The sequence below is a fragment of the Lentzea aerocolonigenes genome (assembly GCF_000955955.1).
GTDB classification, from domain to species: Bacteria; Actinomycetota; Actinomycetes; order Mycobacteriales; family Pseudonocardiaceae; genus Lentzea; species Lentzea aerocolonigenes_A.
In genome coordinates this window covers 1-16,834 of the sequence record NZ_JYJG01000254.1, presented here as the reverse complement: position 1 = coordinate 16,834, position 16,834 = coordinate 1, and the positions used below count along the sequence as shown (strand labels likewise).

Here is a 16,834-nt window from a genome sequence, read left to right as displayed (position 1 = left end):
CGATCCGTCCGCCTGACCGCGAATTCCCGGCAACGTTCCACTAGCAGTCTGCGCCGGGCCGCTTGCTCGCGGCCCGGCGCACTGCTCAGTCGAACACCAGAACGCCCTGCGTGACCGGTTGCAACGTGCCGACCTTGGCCTCGCTCACCTTGAGCTTGCCGAGGTCGGCGATCGGCTGGCCGTCCGTGCCGATGAACTGCACCTTCGCCGGCACCAGACCCGGCAGCTCAGCGGTCATCTCGTTGATCGCGAACGAGTTGGCGTCGTCCACGTCGAACTGCACCCCCGCGAACGCCGTTTGCCCAGGCTGCAGCGTGATCGACGGCCCCTCGCCCGGCACCAGCTTCTGCTCCACGGGGATGGCGGCGGGCTGGTTCGCCGGGTTCGTGAACGCGAGCTTCGGCCAGCCCTGGAAGGTGATCGGGGCCTTGCCCTGGTTCGTCGCGGCCAGCAGGCCCAGGCCGGGCTTGCCCTGCATCGTCAGCTTCACGTCCACCGCGGGCTTCTGCTTGTCGCTCCCGGAGGTCGGTGCGGTGCTGGTCGGGGACGGTGACTGGCTCTGCGCAGCCGGCGTCTGCGCCGACGGCCCGCAGGCGGCCAGGCCGGCCACGAGAACGGCGGCGAGGATCGTGACACGCATTCGCTAACCCCTCAGACACTGGTGTTGATCACCATCGAATAGCCCGGACGGGGAGCGTCGTAAACCTCCGCCGCCCGATCGGGTGGCCGGTTCATGGCTCCCATTCACAGGACGTTGCGGCAGTCCTCTCGTTCCACGACGTGATCATCGACTTGTCGGGCATGCTTCAGCGGTAGGGGACATACCGGGCGAAACTGTGCGGGGAGTCCTCGCAGACGCCAACAGAGCCGGCTCCTTGGAATCAACCATTCAGAGCGCGGCGATCTTCACCGCCTTCGCCATCGCCTCGAAGCCCTTGTCGCCGGGGTGGAGGTGGTCGCCCTGGTCGTAGTCGGGCCGGATGCGCTGCGGGTCCGCCGGGTCGCGGATCACCGCGTCGAAGTCGATGATGGCGTCGAAGTCCTTGCTGCCGCGGATGAACGTGTTCACGGCCTGGCGCACGGCTTCCAGCTCGCTGGTGTAGCTGTTCCACCCCTTGAACGGGGTGATGGTCGCGCCGATCACGCGCAGGCCGCGGTCGTGCGCGCGTTGGGCGATTTGGCGAAGCGCCGCGATGATCTTGGCCGGGTCGGTCTCGTGCGGGGTCTGCTGGATGTCGTTGATGCCCTCGAAGACGATGACCGAGCGGACGCCGGTCTGGGTGAGGACGTCGCGGTTCAGCCGGGACAACGCGTTCGGGCCCGCCCAGTCGCTGTCGAGGAGCAGCCGGTTGCCGCTGATGCCCGCGTTCAGGACGCCCAGGCGGGTGTTGACGCGGTCGGCGAGCTGGTCGGGCCAGCGGAGGTTCGCGCCCCAGGTCGAGTTGGCGCCGTCGGTGATCGAGTCGCCGAGGGCGACCACGCTGCCCCGCAACGTCGTCGTGCGGACGTCCACGCCCGAGACGTAGTGCCAGGCGGTGGTGCGTTCGTTGTAGGCGGCGCCGGACTCGTCGGACGTGCGGTTGCCGTCGCGGGTGAAGTACGAGTTCTGCATGGTGAGGCTGTGGTGCGTGACCGGGCCGCCTGGGGACGGGGTGAAGACGCTGACCAGGAGGTCCGAGTCGGCCGGGACGTCGAGGTGCACACCGTCGCTGATGACGTCGGAGCCGGGCGGGGCGGTGATGGACGTGGAGCCGCCGAACGTGAGGGTGCGCATGGTGCCGGGCAACGCCGTGGGCGTGTCCTGGCCGGCCGCGCGGGCCACGGTCACCGCGCCGAACTGGATCGGCGCGCGGCCGTAGGCGTTGGAGAGGCGGACGCGGATCTCCTTGCCGCCCGCGCTGACGTGCACGATGTTGCGCATCGAGAAGTTCGGGTAGCCGTTGTCCGTTCCCGGTACGGCCGAGGACGGCGCGGTGGCCCAGGTGCCGACCCATCTCGCGGGTGCGGCCTGGGCGGGCGAGGCCGCTGCCACGAACAACGCCACTGCCAGCAGAAAGCGTGTCATACCTCGACCTTGGCAGCGCTCTCACGGGTGCGGTATCCGCCGATCTGCGGGTCTATTCTTCCGCTCGTGTGGAACGGGGCTGAATACCAGCGCAGGTTCGACTCGCTCGCCGAGTCGGGGATGGACGTGCACGGCGAGGCCGCGTTCGTGCGCGCCTACGCGCCGTCGTCGGTGCTGGACGCCGGATGTGGCACCGGGCGGGTGGCGATCGAACTTGCCCGGCACGGGATCGAGGTCGTCGGTGCGGACCTGGACGAGTCGATGCTGGCCTATGCGCGTGAGCAGGCCCCGGACATCACCTGGGTGCGGTCCGACCTGGCGTTGCTCGATCTGGGGCGCACGTTCGACGTCGTGGTGATGGCGGGCAACGTGCCGTTGTTCACCGAGCCGGGGACGCAGGGCGCGTTGGTCGCCGGGGTGGCGCGGCACGTCGGGAAGCTGCTGGTCGCCGGGTTCAGCCTGGATCGCGGGTACACGGTCGAGGAGTACGACGCGCACTGTGCCGCGGCCGGGCTGCGGCTCGTCGAGCGGTTCGCGACGTGGGACCGGGAGGAGTTCCGGAACGGGAACTACGCCGTGTCGGTCCACCTGTCCTGATTCGGCCAGAACCTCTGGTCTTGCCTCCTGCTGACGGTGTAGGTCTGGTTGATCTACTCGGCAGGGGGATGCATGCGTTCACTGGGAGCAGTCGCCGTCGTCGCGCTGGTGCTGAGCGGCCAGACCGCCGTCGCGGCGCCGGCGCCGTTCTCGCCGGACCCGGTGCTGGCGTTCCTGGCGGATCCCGGCCGGGTGGACCTGGCGAAGGCTTCGAGGACGCGGGAGGCTCGGACCAGGGCGCGGGTGCTCAGCGCCTCGGCACCGGACCAGACCTACGCCGAACGGGAACCGGCGTCGGTGCGCGGCCGCAACGACAGTCCGTGGACGGCCGAGGTCACGGGCTTCCGGCGCAGTGCTTTGTTCACCGGGTCGTTGCTCGCGGATCCGACGATGCCGGTGGTTCCGGAGTTCGCGGAACCCAATGACACGCAAGCAACTGCGAGTGCCACGGGCGTTGGGACTGCACACCGTGCTCTCCGCACTGCGGGCAGGATTTCTGGTCAGGACCAGGACTTCTACCGGCTACGCGGTGCTGGGCTCACTTCGGTGGTGACTCGCACCGACGGCAGTGATCTCGACACCGTGCTGACGGTTTTCGACGCTTCCGGCAAGGAGATCGCGTCCAACGACACGGTCGGTGTGAGCACGGACGCTCGTCTTGAGGTCTCGCTCGCCGTGGGCGCTGACTACTTCGTGCGCGTGTCCGGCGCCCAGAACACCTCCGGCTCCTACGAACTGACGCTCGCGACCGGAGAAGGTCGCGGTGACAAGGACTTCTTCGGCGTCGAGTTGAAGGCCGGTGACGTGCTCGGCGCGTCGGTGGTGGGTGCGGCGCGCAGGGTTGCGGTGCACGACAGCCGCGGGCGTGAGGTGATGGGTTCGCAGCAGGACTTCTCCGGTGTGTACCCGGAGGAGAGTCCGTTGCCCGGCGGCGGCAACGCGGTCGCTGATTTCGTGGCGCCGCGCGACGGTCGTTACTACGTCGGCGTCGAGGACGGCGCCGGGCAGTACGCGTTGACCGTCAAGGCGTTCCGGCCTGGCAGCGAAGAGGCTTTGCAGACGGTGTTCGTGGACTTCAACGGTGCTCTCGTCGACACGTCGGTGTGGGGGTCGCCGGGGGAGAAGCAGCTCTCGCCGCTGTCGCGGTTCTTGACGGCCTGGGGTCTGTCCTCGAAGGACGAGGGCGCGGTCGTGTCGGTCGCGGTCGACACGATCCGGGAGAACCTGGCACTGCACGGGAGGTTCGGTGTGCGGCTGCTCAACAGTCGTGACCATGCCGACCCGTGGGGACAGCAGAACGTCAGCCGGCTGGTGATCGGCGGCACGATCGCCGAGTCCGGTGTGGAGACCGTGGCCATCGCGCAGTCCATCGATCCCGGCAACTTCGGGCACGAGGAGACCGCGATGGTGCAGCTCGATCTGCTGAGCCAGCCTGCCGGTTCGCCCGTCTCGCTCAACACCTACCTGGCTGCCGGGAGCGACAGGATCCGGTTCGTCGGCCGCGCACTCGGCAACGTCGCGGCGCACGAGCTGGGGCACCTGTCCGGGTCGTGGCACCAGCACCAGTTCAACGCGCACGACACGTTGATGGACCAGGGCGGCAATCCACGGGCGATGTTCTCCGTTGGTGCTGATGGCATCGGCGGCACCGCGGACGACACCGACATCGACTTCGGCGAGGACGAGCTCGTGCCGAACGAGGGCTTCACCGGCGTGGAGGACGCTGCGAGCCGTACCCGGTGGGGTTACAGCCGCCGTTAGATCACCTGCGCGAACCGATGATGCCGAGGTCGGTGGCGGCGGCGACGGCCGCGGTGCGCGAGCCGACGCCGAGCTTGGTGTAGATGCGGGCCAGGTGCGACTTGACCGTGCCTTCGGTGAGGTGCAGGCGCGCGCCGATCGCCTGGTTGGACAGCCCGTCCGCGACGAGGCCGAGGACCTCGGCCTCGCGCCGGGTCAGCCCGGTGCCCGGAGTGCGAAGGCGGTTCACGAGCCGGTCCGCGACGGCGGGCGCGAGCGCGGTGTGCCCGGCCGCGGCCGAGCGCACGGCGGCGGCGAGCTCCTCCGGCGGCGCGTCCTTGAGCAGGTACCCGGTGGCGCCGGCCTCGATGGCGGGCACGGTGTCGGCGTCGGTGTCGTAGGTCGTGATGATCACGACCCGGGGCGCGCCGGCCCGGCTGGTGATGGCGGCGGTGGCTTCGGCGCCGGTCATGCCGCCCTTGAAGCGCAGGTCCATGAGCACGACGTCGACGTCGCCCTCGGCGGCACGGGCGACGGCGGCTTCCGCGGTCTCGGCTTCGGCGACCACGACCAGGCCGGGCTCGGTTTCGAGGACTGCGCGCAGGCCGGCGCGGACGATCGGGTGGTCGTCGGCCAGGAGAAGACGGATGGGCTGGTCGGTCACCGCACGTCTCCGGTGGTGGGCAGTAGTCGTGTGGTGGGGCGGCGTTCGGGAACGTTCTCGGCGGGCAGCGGCAGCCGGGCGGCCAGCGCGGTGCCTTGGCCGGGCGCGCTTTCCACCGCGAACGTGCCGCCCAGCGACTCGGCGCGGGTCCGCATGGAGGGCAGGCCGAAGCCCGTGTGCTCGTCGGCCGGGGTGAAACCCGTGCCGTCGTCCACCACGTCGACGGCCACCTGGTCGCCGAGATAGCTCAACGTCACGTCCGCGGTGCGGGCCTGGGCGTGGCGAACCGTGTTGGCCAGGGCCGACTGGGCGATGCGGAGCAGGGCTGCCTCGAATGAGGCGGGCAGCGGAGACGGGTCGCCGGTCAGGTGGAAGCGGACGATCACCTGGTGCTGGGCGGAGGTGGTGGCGCACAGGCGTTCCAGTGCGTCGGCCAACGAAGATCCGTCGAGGGCGGGCGGGGCCAGGGCGGCCACGAAGCGGCGGGCCTCGGCCAGGTTGTCCACGGCTGAGCGGCGGGCTTGGTCGACGTAGCCCGCCGCTTTCGACGGGTCTGCGGGCAGGGCGCGGGAGGCGGCCACGAGCAGGAGTTGGATGCTGGACAGTCCCTGGGCGAGGGTGTCGTGGATCTCGCTCGCCAGGCGTTCGCGTTCGGCGAGGACGCCTGCGTTGTGCTGGGCCTGAGCCAGGGAAGCGCGCGTGGAGACGAGCTCTTCGACCAGCGCGCGGCGGCGTTCGCTCTCGCGGTAGAGGGCCTGGTAGCCCCACACGACGGCGACGGCCACCGCGGCGCCGAGTGCCGGTCCGATCGCCACGGCCGGGGTGAACGTGCCGGAGTGGGCGGAGAAGCCGGTGATCGCCACGGCCGCGGTCGCCACGACCGAGACGAGGCCCGCGCGGCGTGGCAGCAGGTGCAGCTGCAGGAAGTACAAGGGGAAGGCGAGCCACACGGCGTCGGCGGACAGGACGAGCAGCACCACCCACGCAACGCCGAGAGCGGCCGACCACAGGGCCGCCCGGCGGGAGGTGCGCACCAGGACGGGACCGGCCGCGTACACCAGCGCCATCACCACGGCGACCGCCACCACGGCCGGGGTCGCGGCCTTCACCGCGGTGAGCGCCAGCAGGCCGATGACCAGCAAGTGCAGGCACCAGGTCAGCACGCGGCTGGTCGGAGTGAGCGTGTCCACAGTGTTCCCAGCATAGGTACACCGCGAGAACTCGGCCTCTGTCGAAAGACACAACCTCTGTGTCCTCTTTGGCCAGATGTGAGGTGACGGCCGAAACGACGACAGTTCGAACGTCCCCAAGAGAAAGGCCAACAGTGTTCGTCGCACTGCGAGACCTGAGGTTCGCCAAAGGCCGCTTCGCCCTGATGGGCGTCGTGATCGTGCTCATCACCCTGCTGGTCGGCCTGCTGTCCGGGCTCACCGCCGGCCTCGGCAGGCAGAACGTGTCCGCCATCACCGACCTGCCCGCCGACCACATCGTGTTCGGCGGACCGTCCTATTCAGACTCCACCATCACCGAGGAGCAGCAACGGATCTGGGCCGCCACACCAGGCGTGCTGCAGGCCGGGCCACTCGGCATCAGCACGACCAAGGCCGCGAGCGGCAGCCGGAGCACGGCGGTCACCGTCTTCGCCACTCCGGACGCCGAGGAGAACTCCGTGACGCTGTCCGCTCCGGCGGCCAACGAGCTCGGTGCAGGAGCAGGCGACGAGATCACGATCGCGGGGAAGACCCTGACCGTCGCACAGGTCCGCGGCGACGCCTACTTCAGCCACACCCCCGTCGTGTGGACGCGCCTCACCACCCCCGCGACCGTCATCGTCCTCAGGACCGAGAACGCCGACGTCAGCGCGACGGACGCCAAGGCGGGCACCCGCACCGTCACCACGACCGACTCGCTCCAGGCCATCGGCTCCTACCGGTCCGAGAACGGCTCGCTGCAACTGATGCGCGGGTTCCTGTTCGTCATCTCCGCACTCGTCATCGGCGCCTTCTTCACCGTCTGGACCATCCAGCGCAGCGCGGACATCGCCGTCCTCAAAGCACTCGGCACCTCCACGGCCACCCTGCTCGCAGACGCCCTCGGCCAGGCACTGATCCTGCTGGTCACCGGCACCGCCATCGGCACCGCGCTCGCCGCCGAGATCGGGACGGCGGTTCGCGACACCGTGCCGTTCCTGCTCGAACCCGCGACCGTCCTCACCCCGGCGGCCACCACCGTCCTGCTCGGGGCGCTCGGTGCCGCGCTGGCCGTGCGCCGCGTCGTCACCGTCGACCCGCTGACCGCGCTCGGGAGCGTCCGATGAGCCTCACCCTCGAGGGCATCACCCTCACCTACCCGGACGGCGACGGCAGGCTGACCGCGCTCGACCAAGTCGATCTCCACGTCCCCGTGGGCACCACGACGGCGGTGATCGGCCCGTCGGGTTCCGGCAAGTCCAGCCTCCTCGCCGTCGCCGCCACCCTCGTCACGCCCGACGACGGCACCGTCACCGTCGACGGCACGCCGACCGGCGAGATGACCAGAGGCGAGCTGACCGACCTGCGCCGCCGCCGCATCGGCATCGTCTTCCAGCAGCCCAACCTGCTGCCCGCGCTCACCGCCGCGGAACAACTGCAGGTCATGGCGACACGAAACCGGCGCAAGGCCCTCGAGCTGCTCGACGCGGTCGGCCTCGCGGACCAGGCGGGAAGACGCCCGCACCAGCTCTCCGGCGGCCAGCGGCAACGCGTCAACATCGCCCGCGCGCTGATGAACGAGCCCGCCGTCCTGCTCGTCGACGAACCGACGAGCGCCCTGGACCACGAGCGCGGCGCCGCGATCATCGACCTCATCACGACGCTCACCCGTGCACAGCGGACGGCCACGGTCCTGGTGACGCACGACCGCAGTCACCTCACCGCGGCCGACGCCGTGGTCACGATTCATGACGGGAGGCTGCGACCGGCGTGAAGATCCCGGTGCGGCGCGGTTTCGGACGCTACGGTGTGCCGCGTGACGTCGTGGACCGAAGTGATCAACTATGTCCGGGTCCGGCACGAGGTGCTGGAGGAGACCGACGAGTGGTTGCGGTTCCGCCTGGAGACCTCGGGCGACCGGACGCAGCAGGTCTCGGTGCACCACCTGCCCGACACGGACGGCCAGGCGTGGGTGGAGATCTCCTCGCCCGTCGGCCGCGCGGACGACGTGGACCTGCGCCGCTTCCTCGAACTGGCCGGGGCGCCGGAGATCGGTGGCGCGGCGGTCGTGGACGGGCTCGCGCTGCTCAAGCACACGGCACCGCTGGAGGACCTGAGCATCCGCGAGGAGTTCGAGCGGCCGCTCACCCTCCTGGTCGCCCGCGCCGACGCCATCGAGCACGAGCTGACCAGCGGCGATCAGTTCTAAAGCGCGGCGAGCAGCTCCTGCGGCGTCTCCAGCTGCGGCAGGTGACCGGTGCGGGGGAGCAGCGTGAACGTCGACCCCGGAATCGCGGCGGCGTAAGCCTTGCCGTACTCGGGGTCGACGATCCGGTCGCTCTCGCCCCACAGCACGTGCACGGGAATCCGCACGTCCGCGAGCCGTGAGAGCAGCGTCGGATCGAACATCGACGGCCCGGTGTACCCGATGAGTGCCCGCACGTCCGGACTCGGCCCAACGGGTGCCTTGGACGGGTCGTGCCACGAGTGCGCCTGGATCTCGGCGAGCGTGAACCCGCTGATGTCGGTCACGGGGTGACCCTCGACCTCGACGCCGATCCCGTTGACGATCACCGCACGACTCACCCGCGGACTCCCGAGCAGCGCGATCTCGGCAGCGAGCCAGCCGCCGAACGAGTTGCCGAGCACTGTCACGCCGGTGAGCCTGCGTTCGTCCAGCATCGCGACGTAGTGCTGGGCCAGTGACGTCACTCCGGTCAGCGACGCGGGCTTCGGCGTGCCGCCGAACCCGGGATGAACCGGCGCCAGCACCTCGGCGCGCCCGGCCAGCAACTCGGCGAACTTGGTCATCGTCGCGGCACCGCCGCCGCCGTGCAGCAACAGGAAGGTCATGTAAGCAACCTTAGATAAGGATGCTTATCTAAGCAAGATGGGTAAGCTCATCGCTTGTGAAGCACCGTGCCGCCGACGTCGCGCTCGCCGTGAAGCGCCTGCAACACCGCCACCACCGCGCGCTGAGCCAGGCCCTTGCCCCGCTCGGCCTCTCGTTGGTGCAGTGGGACACCCTGCGCCACCTGCACCGGCAGCCGGACGCCTCGCTGCACGACCTCGCGGTGCTGACGTTCCAGACCGACCAGTCGTTCGGCTCGCTGGCGGTGCGGATGGCCGAGCGCGGCCTGATCGAGCGGATCGCCGGGCCCGGCCGGGCGGTGCGCCACCAGCTCACCGACGAGGGCGCCCGGCTGCGGGCCGAGGGGCAGGAGCTGGTCGACGCGATCACCGACCAGTCGTTCAGCGCGCTGTCCGCCGCGCAACTCGACCAGCTGGGCGACCTGCTGGCCGCCGCACTAGGCCAGTAGCTTCGCGGCTGCCCAGGTCACGGCGTCGGCGGTCTTCTTCGGCTCGTTCGACGGCTGCATCACGTGGCTGAGCACGTGCCGGACGATCAGGTCGACCGCGATGCCGAGCTCTTTCGGCTTCAGCGACAGCTCGTAGGTCTTCAACGACCGCGACACAACGGTTTTCGCCGCGTCCAGCAGGCCGTCGGTGTGGGTGGTGAGCAGCGGCAGCAGTTCCGTGTTCGCGCCGTGCGTCGCGGAGACCACGGCATGCAGCAAGGCGTTGTCCTGGGCCAGTTCCAGCACGCCACGGACGGCGGCGTTGATCGCTTTGAGCACGTCGTCCGGGTGCTCGTCGAAAGCAGCAGTGACGACGGTGAGGAAGCGGTCGAGCTCGGCGAGCACGACCGCCTCCGCGAGCTGGGGCTTGGCGCCGACCTCGTTGTAGACGGTCTGGCGGCTCACGTTCAGCTCGGCCGCCAGCCGCGACATGGTGACCGCCTGCCAGCCCTGCTCGGTGATGAGCCTGGCGGTCACCTTCACGATGTCGTCGTGCAGTGTCATGGGGCTCCGATGGAGACGAAGTCGACCTTTTCCCGCACCCCGCAGTCGGGGCAGCACCACGAGTCGGGCACGGCCGACCACGGTGTGCCGGCCGGGAACCCCTCGCGAGGCGCACCGACCGTGGAGTCGTAAACGTAACCACAGCCAGGACAACGGCCACCGGCGGCGTCCCCGTCGAGCGTGGTGATGGTCTCCTGCGCGGTGTGGTGGGCGGTGTTCGGCTGCGGGTAGCGGGCCAGGATCTTCGCCCGCTTCGGCGGGTGGATGTTCGCGAGGCCGATGTCGCCGTGGAAGTGGCCGAGCACGCGCGGATCCATGACGCGGCGCCACAGCGGCGGCACCAGCGCGAGCAGGATCATGCCTGCGTAGCCGGTGGGCAGCACCGGCGACTCCTCGAAGTCGCGCAGGGTCTGGTAGCGCCGCACCGGGTTCGCGTGGTGGTCGCTGTGCCGCTGCAGGTGGTACAGCAGGACGTTGGTGGCGATGTTGTTGGAGTTCCAGCTGTGGCTGGGGTTCACCCGCTCGTACCGGACGCGGCCGGGGATGCCGACCTTCTGCCGCAGCATGCCGTAGTGCTCCATGTAGTTCACGACTTCCAGCAACGAGAAGCCGATGATCGCCTGCAGCACCAGGTACGGCAGGATTCCCCAGCCCAGCCACCAGATCATCGCGCCCCACAGCACCGCGGACATCAGCCACGCGTTGAGCACGTCGTTGCCGATGCGATACGGGTGCCGGTCGCGTCGTGCGTAGCGCTTCTTCTCCAGCCGCCACGCGCTTTTCACCGAGCCGGCGACCGTGCGCGGCCAGAACCGGTAGAAGCTCTCGCCGACCCGTGCGCTGGCGGGATCCTCCGGCGTCGCGACCCGCACGTGGTGGCCGCGGTTGTGCTCGATGTAGAAGTGGCCGTAGAAGCTCTGCGCCAGCGCGATCTTGGACAGCCAGCGCTCGTGGCTCTCCTTCTTGTGCCCCAGCTCGTGCGCGGTGTTGATGCCGATACCGCCGATGGCGCCGATCGACACCGCGAGCCCGATCTTGTCCACAACGGACAGATCACCGGTGGCGATCACGTAGAACGCCGTGAGGAAGCCCGCGTACTGGATGGGCAGGAACAGGAACGTGATCCAGCGGTAGTAGCGGTCCTGCTCCAGCGCCTCGATCAGCTCGTCCGGCGGGTTGGAGCGGTCCAGGCCGGCGAGCAGATCGATGGCGGGAACGATGACGAGCACGACGACGGGGCCGGTCCACAGCCAGATGCCCCAGCCGGTCAGCGCGTGCATGCCCAGCGCCACGAAGGCGAGTGACGGGACCACCAGGCCGATCAGCCACAGGTAGCGCTTGCCGTCCCTCCACTGCTCGGTCGACCCAGGTGTCACGGTGCCTGTCATCGCGCGCTCCTCCCGTTTTACAAAACCGTAGGAGATGTAAAACGGGTTTGACAAGAGGGCGCCGGTTGTAAAGTCAGGTGGATCGGTACACCTGGCCCGCTGTCTCGACGAACGACCTGGTCAGCGGGCCGTCCTCGGTCCAGGCGAGCACGACCGGGCTGGGTGGCAGGTCCTGGATCCTGACGACCTTCAGTTCGCTGCCGAGGTCGTGGCCGAGCGGCGCCAGGCCGACCGTGCCGTTCCAGAGCACGGACTGGACGCACTCCTGCACCGCGCGGACCGTGGGGCCCTGCCGGGGTTTGCCGCCGTTCCAGAAGCTCTGCCAGATCTCGTCGGTGCCTTCGGGGAACTGGAACCAGGTGCGGTCGTCCAGGTCGTCTGTGGTGAGGTTCTTCCGGTTCGCGAGCGGGTCGTCCGCTCGCAGGACCGCGCCGATCGGATCCTGGCGCAGGACCAGGGTTTTGAGGCCGCTCGCGTCGAACGGGCCGCGCGTCAGGGCGACGTCGACCTGGCTGGTGCGCAGGCCGCACGTCGGGTCGGTCAGGTCGGCTTCGCGGATCCGGATCTCGACGTCAGGATGCTTGTCCCGGAAGGCTTTCGCGAGTTTGGCGGCGCTGTCGTCGCCGAGGATGCCCACGGTGATGGTCGACTTCGCGAGGGATGCTTTGATGCGATCGGCGTGCTCCAGCAAGGCTTTTGCCTCGCGCAGCAGGGTGTGACCTTCCTCGGTGAGCGTGACGCCGGCGGGGGAGCGGTGCAGCAGCGTCGTGCCGAGGCCGGTTTCGAGCTGCTTGATCGCGCGGCTCAGCGGTGGCTGACTCATGTGCAGGCGCTGGGCGGCTCGGCCGAAGTGGCGCTCCTCGGCGACCGCGACGAAGTAGCGCAGGGTTCGCAGCTCCATGAACAGGCACGATACTCGCTGGGTATCGGGTCTGCGTTCTTGGTCTTGGACTCGTGGCGGGGTGTGGCGGTGGAGTGGGGGCATGAACCTTCCTGACCCCGTCGTCCAGGTTTCCGGCGCTGTCGAGGTCGCTCCCGATGTGGTGGTGATCCCGAATTCCGGTGTCGGCCTCGTGCCGAACATCGGGGTGATCGGCGGTTCGGACTCCGTTCTCGTGGTGGACACGGGACTTGGTGTCTCGAACGCTTCCAGCGTTGTGGAGTTCGCTGCCGAAGTGGCCAGGGGGCGGCGGATATATCTGACCACGACGCACTTTCATCCCGAGCACGCGTTCGGGGCTTCGGTGTTCGCCGGCTCGTACGTGGTGAACCGGGCGCAGGCGGATGACTTGCGGCGCAAGGGATCCGGCTATCTGGAGATGTTCCGCGGCTTCGGCGGTGCGGTTGCCGCGCGGCTGGATGGCGCCTCGGTGCCGGTGCCGGACTTCGTGTTCGACGGGGTGCACACGCTCGATCTCGGCGGTCGTTCGGTCGTGCTGAGGCCGACCGGGCGCGGTCATACGTTGGGGGACCAGGTGATCGAGGTGCCGGACGCGGGTGTGCTGTTCACCGGCGACCTGGCGGAGACCGGGCAGTTCGCGATCTTCCCGTGGTTCCCGCCGCACGACACCGACGTGTCCGGGGTGGCGTGGATCGCGGTGATGGACCGGCTGATCGCTGCCGCGCCTCGGATTGTCGTGCCAGGGCACGGAACTGCTGGTGGTCTTGAGGTGCTGGGCGGTGTCCGGGACTACCTGTGCGAGCTTCGCGACGAGACCTGGCGCCGGCGGAACTCGCCAGACGTCGTGGCCGAGGTGCGGGCGGTGCTGGTCGAGCGGCACCCCGAGTGGGCCGGGCAGGAGTGGATCGAGCGCGGCGTCGGTTGTCTGTGCGCTGAATAATCGCTTTACGGCTGCTGGCCCGCGCCTCACTCTCGTGACCATCATGGAAGATGGTTTTGGTACACGGCAAAGGGTGCCGTGGGATGTTGAACTTCTCAGCGACCGGTGCCTGGCGCCGCTACCCGGCGGGTGGCTCGCGCGGACCGCGGACGGCCTGGTCGCACTCGACGCGGGCTTGCTCTGCCCACCTCCGCTGATCGTCGAGGACTACGGCGACGAAGCGTGGCGGGACGCGGTGCCCGCGCTGCATACCTCACCGGACGGCCGATATGCCGCTGTGGTGAACGACTACGGCAATTTGGGTGTGGTGGTCGACCTGGCGTCCGGGGAGGTGGTGCTGAGCCTGGACCGCGACCACGTCCACACGGCGACGACCACGCCGTTCCCCATCGCGTTCCTGCCCGGCGACCGCGTGGTCGCGGCCACGGGTGTGTGCCGGCTCGACGTGATCGACCTCGGCACCGGTGCCGTGCTCACCGAGCGGGATACCGAGTTCGACGAGTACCACGGGAGGCTGACCGCGAGCCCGTGCGGCCGGTGGTTCGTCGATCACCGGTGGCTGTGGCAGCCGGACGGTGCGCCCGCGGTCGTCGACGTCGACGAGTGGGTGCGGTCCGGTGGCGAACCGGAAGGCACCTACCTGGCGTTCCGCGACTACCCGTGGGACCAGCCCGTGGCGTGGCTGTCGTCAGGAGTTGTGGCGGTTCAACGAACCCGGGAACGCCACCCCACGATCGACAGCGTCGAGATCTACGACGTCGAGCGCCACCTGTCGGCCGGACCTCCGGTAGGGCTGGTGCCGGGCGTGGCCGGACCGATGTGGGCGTACGACAGAACGTTGTACGTGGTCGGCGAGGCGGGGCTGGAGATCTGGGATCCCCTGCGCGGGGCGCTGGTCGGGCTGGTGGAGGAATTCTGGCCCGTCGCGCACCGCGACGGAGTCTTCGCCGAGCTGCGCGACGGTTGGCTCTATAGCTTCAGTGTTGACTAAAGGTAGTCCTCGCCGAGGTGGGCGCGGATGACCTTCTTGGGCACGCACATCGTCCAAGCGCCGATGACGAGCTCGGTCATCTCCTCGACGTCGAGCTCGGCCATCGAGGCGTGCACCCACTGGAACCGCATGTCGGACTCGCTGGGGAACGCGAACTTCACCGGGTCGCTCGCGACCAGGGCCTCGCGTTCCTCGCGCGGATAGCCGAAGCCCAGCACGGTTTCGTCGCGGGAGAGGGCCGCGTAGACGATCTGGCCGACGCGGAACTTCACGCGGTCGCGGATCAGGTGTTCGGTGGTGCGCGGCAACGACAACGCCACGGCACGGATGTCGGCGACGGTGACCATCAGGCAATCCTGTACGCCGCGGCGCCGTTGTGCAGGTACTTCGCGCGACCGTGCTCGTCGGAACCGATCAGGGACATGACTTCGTGCGTGCCGGTCGTGATGATCGCGTCGTCTTTGAGCTTCACGACCTCGACGGGCGTGGTGCCGCGGAACGACGCGGCGAGCTCGTTGCGCGGCTGGTAGGTCAGGGACGTGCGGGTGAGGGTGATGTCGTGCAGCGGGTTGCGGTAGGTCCCGCACATGCGGTCGTCGACGGGCTCTGGGTTGGTCGGTGGCAGGGGAATCGGGGTGGGGTCGAGGCCGGCCGCGGTGAAGACGTCGTGTGCCAGGGGATCGCCGTTGGTGCTGTTGGTCAGCACGGCCACCGCTCGGTTCGCTGACGGGTCGACGCGCAGGAAGGCCTTCTGTCCCTTGGAGACGCCGGTGTGGCCGACGATGCCGCCGGGGTAGCGCATCCAGCCGAGGCCCCAGGCGACGACGCCGCCGCCGAAGTCCGGGACGTCGAGCTGGTGGTCGCGCAGTGGTGCGAGCGTCGGGTCGGTGAGGTGGTGGTGGACGAACGTGAGCAGCTCGTGGGCGCTCATCGCGAGATGTGAGCCACTGGGTGTCGTTTTGTACGAAACTGCCCATTTCGTCGTGGGTGTTGTCTTCACGTGTCCGATCGCGGTGCGGTGCAGGATCGCCTCGTACGTGTCGGTGGCGATTGCCTTTAGACCCAATGGCGTAATCAGGCGTTCGCGGAGAACGTCGTGGAAATGCCGATCGCGCAGCACTTCGACGAGCCTGCCGAGGACGGTGAACCCGGTGTTGGAGTAGGAGTGCAGGGTGCCGGGCGGCAGGAGGTGTTCCTCGTCGGCGAGAGTGGCGACGAACTTCTCGATCGCGTCGATGTTGCCGCCGGTGTCGGTGAAGTGGTTGGGCGCGATGCCGCTCGTGTGGGTGAGCAGGTGCCTGGCGGTGATGGTGTCCGCAGCCTCGCGGTCTTTCAGCCGGAAGTCCGGCAGGTAGCTCCTGACAGGCCGGTCCAGGTCCAGCGCGCCTTCCAGCACCAGTTGCTGCACGAGAGTGGCCGTCCAGAGCTTGGTGATCGAGCCGACCTTGAACACCGAGTCCGTCGTCGTCTCGACTCGGGTGCGGGTGCTGAGCACGCCGGCTGCGTCGTCGTGGATGTCGCCATTGTCCAGAACGGCCACCTGTGCGCCCGGAATGTCGTATTTTTCGACGAGTTCCCCCAGGATCATCCGACGATCCTTTCACGATGAATTCCGCCTTGTGGAAAGGCTTCTCGGGCTTTCCCTGAGACCGGAACGAATTCCGGAACCGTGAGAGCGTGGCCACACTTCTGCTCCTTTTCACTCGATCGGGTGAAAAGTGAGCCAATGAACCTAAGACGGTCCCTTCCGGCTCTTCTTCCGCTGGTGCTCGCCGCGTCGTTCTTCGCGGCCGGTCCGGCTGAGTCGGGGACACCGAAGCAGAGTCCCGTCAACGTCATGCCCGGCGCGATCCGGTTCGACCCGAACGCGCCCGAGCTCGACGTCACCTACGGGAACTCCGCGCTGGAACTGAAGTACATCCGCAAGGACGCGGACAAGCCCAACGGCTGCACGGCCCGCGACCACGAAGAGACCGAGGAAGCGGACGTCGAGCAGGGCTCGGGCCACGTCACCGTCGCCGGCACCCGGTACGACCTGGTGCAGTTCCACTTCCACACGCCGTCCGAGCACGCGTTCAACGGTCGCCACACCCCGCTCGAGATGCACCTCGTCCACCGCAGCGCCGAGGGCAAGCTGCTCGTCGTCGGCGTCCCGCTGGTCGTGGGCGCGCACTCGGTCGTGGACGACGTGCTGGCCAAGCTCGCGCCGGAATGCGGCACCCCGGTCGAGATCGGGCAGATCAACCTCAACCGGCTGCTGCCCGCCTTCGACCACCACACGCTGCACTACACCGGCTCGCTCACCACGGCGCCCTTCACCGAGGGCGTCGAGTGGTACCTGGCCGGTGAGCAGCACGTCACGGCCGCGACGATCGCGCGCTTCAAGGGGCTGTTCACCGCGGGCAACGCCCGCGCCACCCAGCCCCTGAACGGCCGCACCCTCGTCGAGGTCCCGCGCATCTGATCTGGTTCTCGATGAAGGGAACCTTCATCCA

At 68.9% G+C, this 16,834-nt stretch carries 19 protein-coding genes; 9 read left to right on the top strand and 10 right to left on the bottom strand.

What is annotated here, in order from left to right:
- Positions 1-85 precede the first annotated feature (85 nt).
- Positions 86-640: a DUF4232 domain-containing protein gene (locus tag UK23_RS30095; RefSeq protein ID WP_045315055.1), complete on the bottom strand. Its 555-nt coding sequence runs from the start codon at positions 638-640 to the stop codon at positions 86-88.
- Between the two features lie 249 nt (positions 641-889).
- Positions 890-2,065, bottom strand: coding sequence for an SGNH/GDSL hydrolase family protein (locus UK23_RS30090; protein ID WP_045315054.1), 1,176 nt, complete (start codon positions 2,063-2,065; stop codon positions 890-892).
- Positions 2,066-2,131: 66 nt separating this feature from the next.
- Here UK23_RS30090 and UK23_RS30085 point away from each other — a divergent pair, with 66 nt between their 5' ends.
- Both UK23_RS30085 and UK23_RS30080 read left to right on the top strand, forming a co-directional pair.
- Complete coding sequence (locus UK23_RS30085) at positions 2,132-2,662, top strand: class I SAM-dependent methyltransferase (protein WP_231114740.1); 531 nt, start codon at positions 2,132-2,134, stop codon at positions 2,660-2,662.
- 72 nt (positions 2,663-2,734) lie between these two features.
- Positions 2,735-4,423 (top strand): hypothetical protein, encoded by a 1,689-nt coding sequence (locus UK23_RS30080; protein WP_045315053.1) that lies wholly within the window; start codon positions 2,735-2,737, stop codon positions 4,421-4,423.
- A gap of 1 nt (position 4,424) precedes the next feature.
- Here UK23_RS30080 and UK23_RS30075 read toward each other — a convergent pair whose 3' ends face one another.
- Both UK23_RS30075 and UK23_RS30070 read right to left on the bottom strand, forming a co-directional pair.
- On the bottom strand, positions 4,425-5,066 hold the full coding sequence (locus tag UK23_RS30075; protein WP_045315052.1) for a response regulator: 642 nt from the start codon (positions 5,064-5,066) through the stop codon (positions 4,425-4,427).
- Positions 5,063-6,256, bottom strand: a complete 1,194-nt coding sequence (locus tag UK23_RS30070; RefSeq protein WP_045315051.1) for a sensor histidine kinase — start codon at positions 6,254-6,256, stop codon at positions 5,063-5,065. The genes UK23_RS30075 and UK23_RS30070 overlap by 4 nt, the downstream gene beginning before the upstream one ends.
- 134 nt (positions 6,257-6,390) lie before the next feature.
- Here UK23_RS30070 and UK23_RS30065 point away from each other — a divergent pair, with 134 nt between their 5' ends.
- Genes UK23_RS30065 through UK23_RS30055 form a run of 3 tightly spaced genes read left to right on the top strand, consistent with a single transcriptional unit; the run spans position 6,391 to position 8,465 of the window.
- Positions 6,391-7,383 carry an ABC transporter permease gene (locus UK23_RS30065; RefSeq protein ID WP_045315050.1) on the top strand — a complete coding sequence of 331 codons (993 nt, stop codon included), beginning with the start codon at positions 6,391-6,393 and terminating at the stop codon, positions 7,381-7,383.
- A complete protein-coding gene (locus UK23_RS30060; RefSeq protein WP_045315049.1) occupies positions 7,380-8,030 on the top strand; it encodes an ABC transporter ATP-binding protein in 651 nt (216 codons plus the stop codon). Before UK23_RS30065 ends, UK23_RS30060 begins: the two co-directional genes overlap by 4 nt.
- A gap of 42 nt (positions 8,031-8,072) precedes the next feature.
- Entirely contained in the window at positions 8,073-8,465 is a 393-nt protein-coding gene (locus UK23_RS30055; RefSeq protein WP_045315057.1) for a hypothetical protein, read from the top strand.
- Here the strand turns inward: UK23_RS30055 and UK23_RS30050 are convergent.
- The gene (locus UK23_RS30050) at positions 8,462-9,109 is read right to left on the bottom strand and encodes an alpha/beta fold hydrolase (RefSeq protein WP_045315048.1); all 648 of its coding nucleotides are present in this window, start codon (positions 9,107-9,109) and stop codon (positions 8,462-8,464) included. The genes UK23_RS30055 and UK23_RS30050 overlap by 4 nt on opposite strands.
- Before the next feature lie 56 nt (positions 9,110-9,165).
- On the opposite strand from UK23_RS30050, the gene UK23_RS30045 reads away from it, so the two are divergent.
- Positions 9,166-9,576 carry a MarR family winged helix-turn-helix transcriptional regulator gene (locus UK23_RS30045; RefSeq protein ID WP_045315047.1) on the top strand — a complete coding sequence of 137 codons (411 nt, stop codon included), beginning with the start codon at positions 9,166-9,168 and terminating at the stop codon, positions 9,574-9,576.
- On the opposite strand, the gene UK23_RS30040 is transcribed toward UK23_RS30045, so the two are convergent.
- The 3 genes from UK23_RS30040 to UK23_RS30030 form a co-directional block, all read right to left on the bottom strand.
- Positions 9,565-10,119 carry a TetR/AcrR family transcriptional regulator gene (locus UK23_RS30040; protein ID WP_045315046.1) on the bottom strand — a complete coding sequence of 185 codons (555 nt, stop codon included), beginning with the start codon at positions 10,117-10,119 and terminating at the stop codon, positions 9,565-9,567. The two genes, UK23_RS30045 and UK23_RS30040, sit on opposite strands and share 12 nt — an antisense overlap.
- The gene (locus UK23_RS30035; RefSeq protein WP_045315045.1) at positions 10,116-11,507 is read right to left on the bottom strand and encodes a fatty acid desaturase; all 1,392 of its coding nucleotides are present in this window, start codon (positions 11,505-11,507) and stop codon (positions 10,116-10,118) included. Before UK23_RS30035 ends, UK23_RS30040 begins: the two co-directional genes overlap by 4 nt.
- Positions 11,508-11,580: 73 nt before the next feature.
- Positions 11,581-12,408, bottom strand: coding sequence for a LysR family transcriptional regulator (locus UK23_RS30030; RefSeq protein ID WP_045315044.1), 828 nt, complete (start codon positions 12,406-12,408; stop codon positions 11,581-11,583).
- Positions 12,409-12,490: 82 nt separating this feature from the next.
- Here UK23_RS30030 and UK23_RS30025 point away from each other — a divergent pair, with 82 nt between their 5' ends.
- Both UK23_RS30025 and UK23_RS30020 read left to right on the top strand, forming a co-directional pair.
- Entirely contained in the window at positions 12,491-13,348 is an 858-nt protein-coding gene (locus UK23_RS30025) for an MBL fold metallo-hydrolase (protein WP_045315043.1), read from the top strand.
- 73 nt (positions 13,349-13,421) lie between these two features.
- Positions 13,422-14,339 (top strand): YncE family protein, encoded by a 918-nt coding sequence (locus tag UK23_RS30020; RefSeq protein WP_045315042.1) that lies wholly within the window; start codon positions 13,422-13,424, stop codon positions 14,337-14,339.
- Here the strand turns inward: UK23_RS30020 and UK23_RS30015 are convergent.
- Both UK23_RS30015 and UK23_RS30010 read right to left on the bottom strand, forming a co-directional pair.
- Entirely contained in the window at positions 14,336-14,686 is a 351-nt protein-coding gene (locus tag UK23_RS30015) for an MmcQ/YjbR family DNA-binding protein (protein WP_045315041.1), read from the bottom strand. The two genes, UK23_RS30020 and UK23_RS30015, sit on opposite strands and share 4 nt — an antisense overlap.
- Positions 14,686-15,927: a serine hydrolase domain-containing protein gene (locus UK23_RS30010; protein ID WP_045315040.1), complete on the bottom strand. Its 1,242-nt coding sequence runs from the start codon at positions 15,925-15,927 to the stop codon at positions 14,686-14,688. The genes UK23_RS30015 and UK23_RS30010 overlap by 1 nt, the downstream gene beginning before the upstream one ends.
- 138 nt (positions 15,928-16,065) lie before the next feature.
- Here UK23_RS30010 and UK23_RS30005 point away from each other — a divergent pair, with 138 nt between their 5' ends.
- Complete coding sequence (locus UK23_RS30005; protein ID WP_082115081.1) at positions 16,066-16,803, top strand: carbonic anhydrase family protein; 738 nt, start codon at positions 16,066-16,068, stop codon at positions 16,801-16,803.
- Positions 16,804-16,834: the final 31 nt, after the last annotated feature.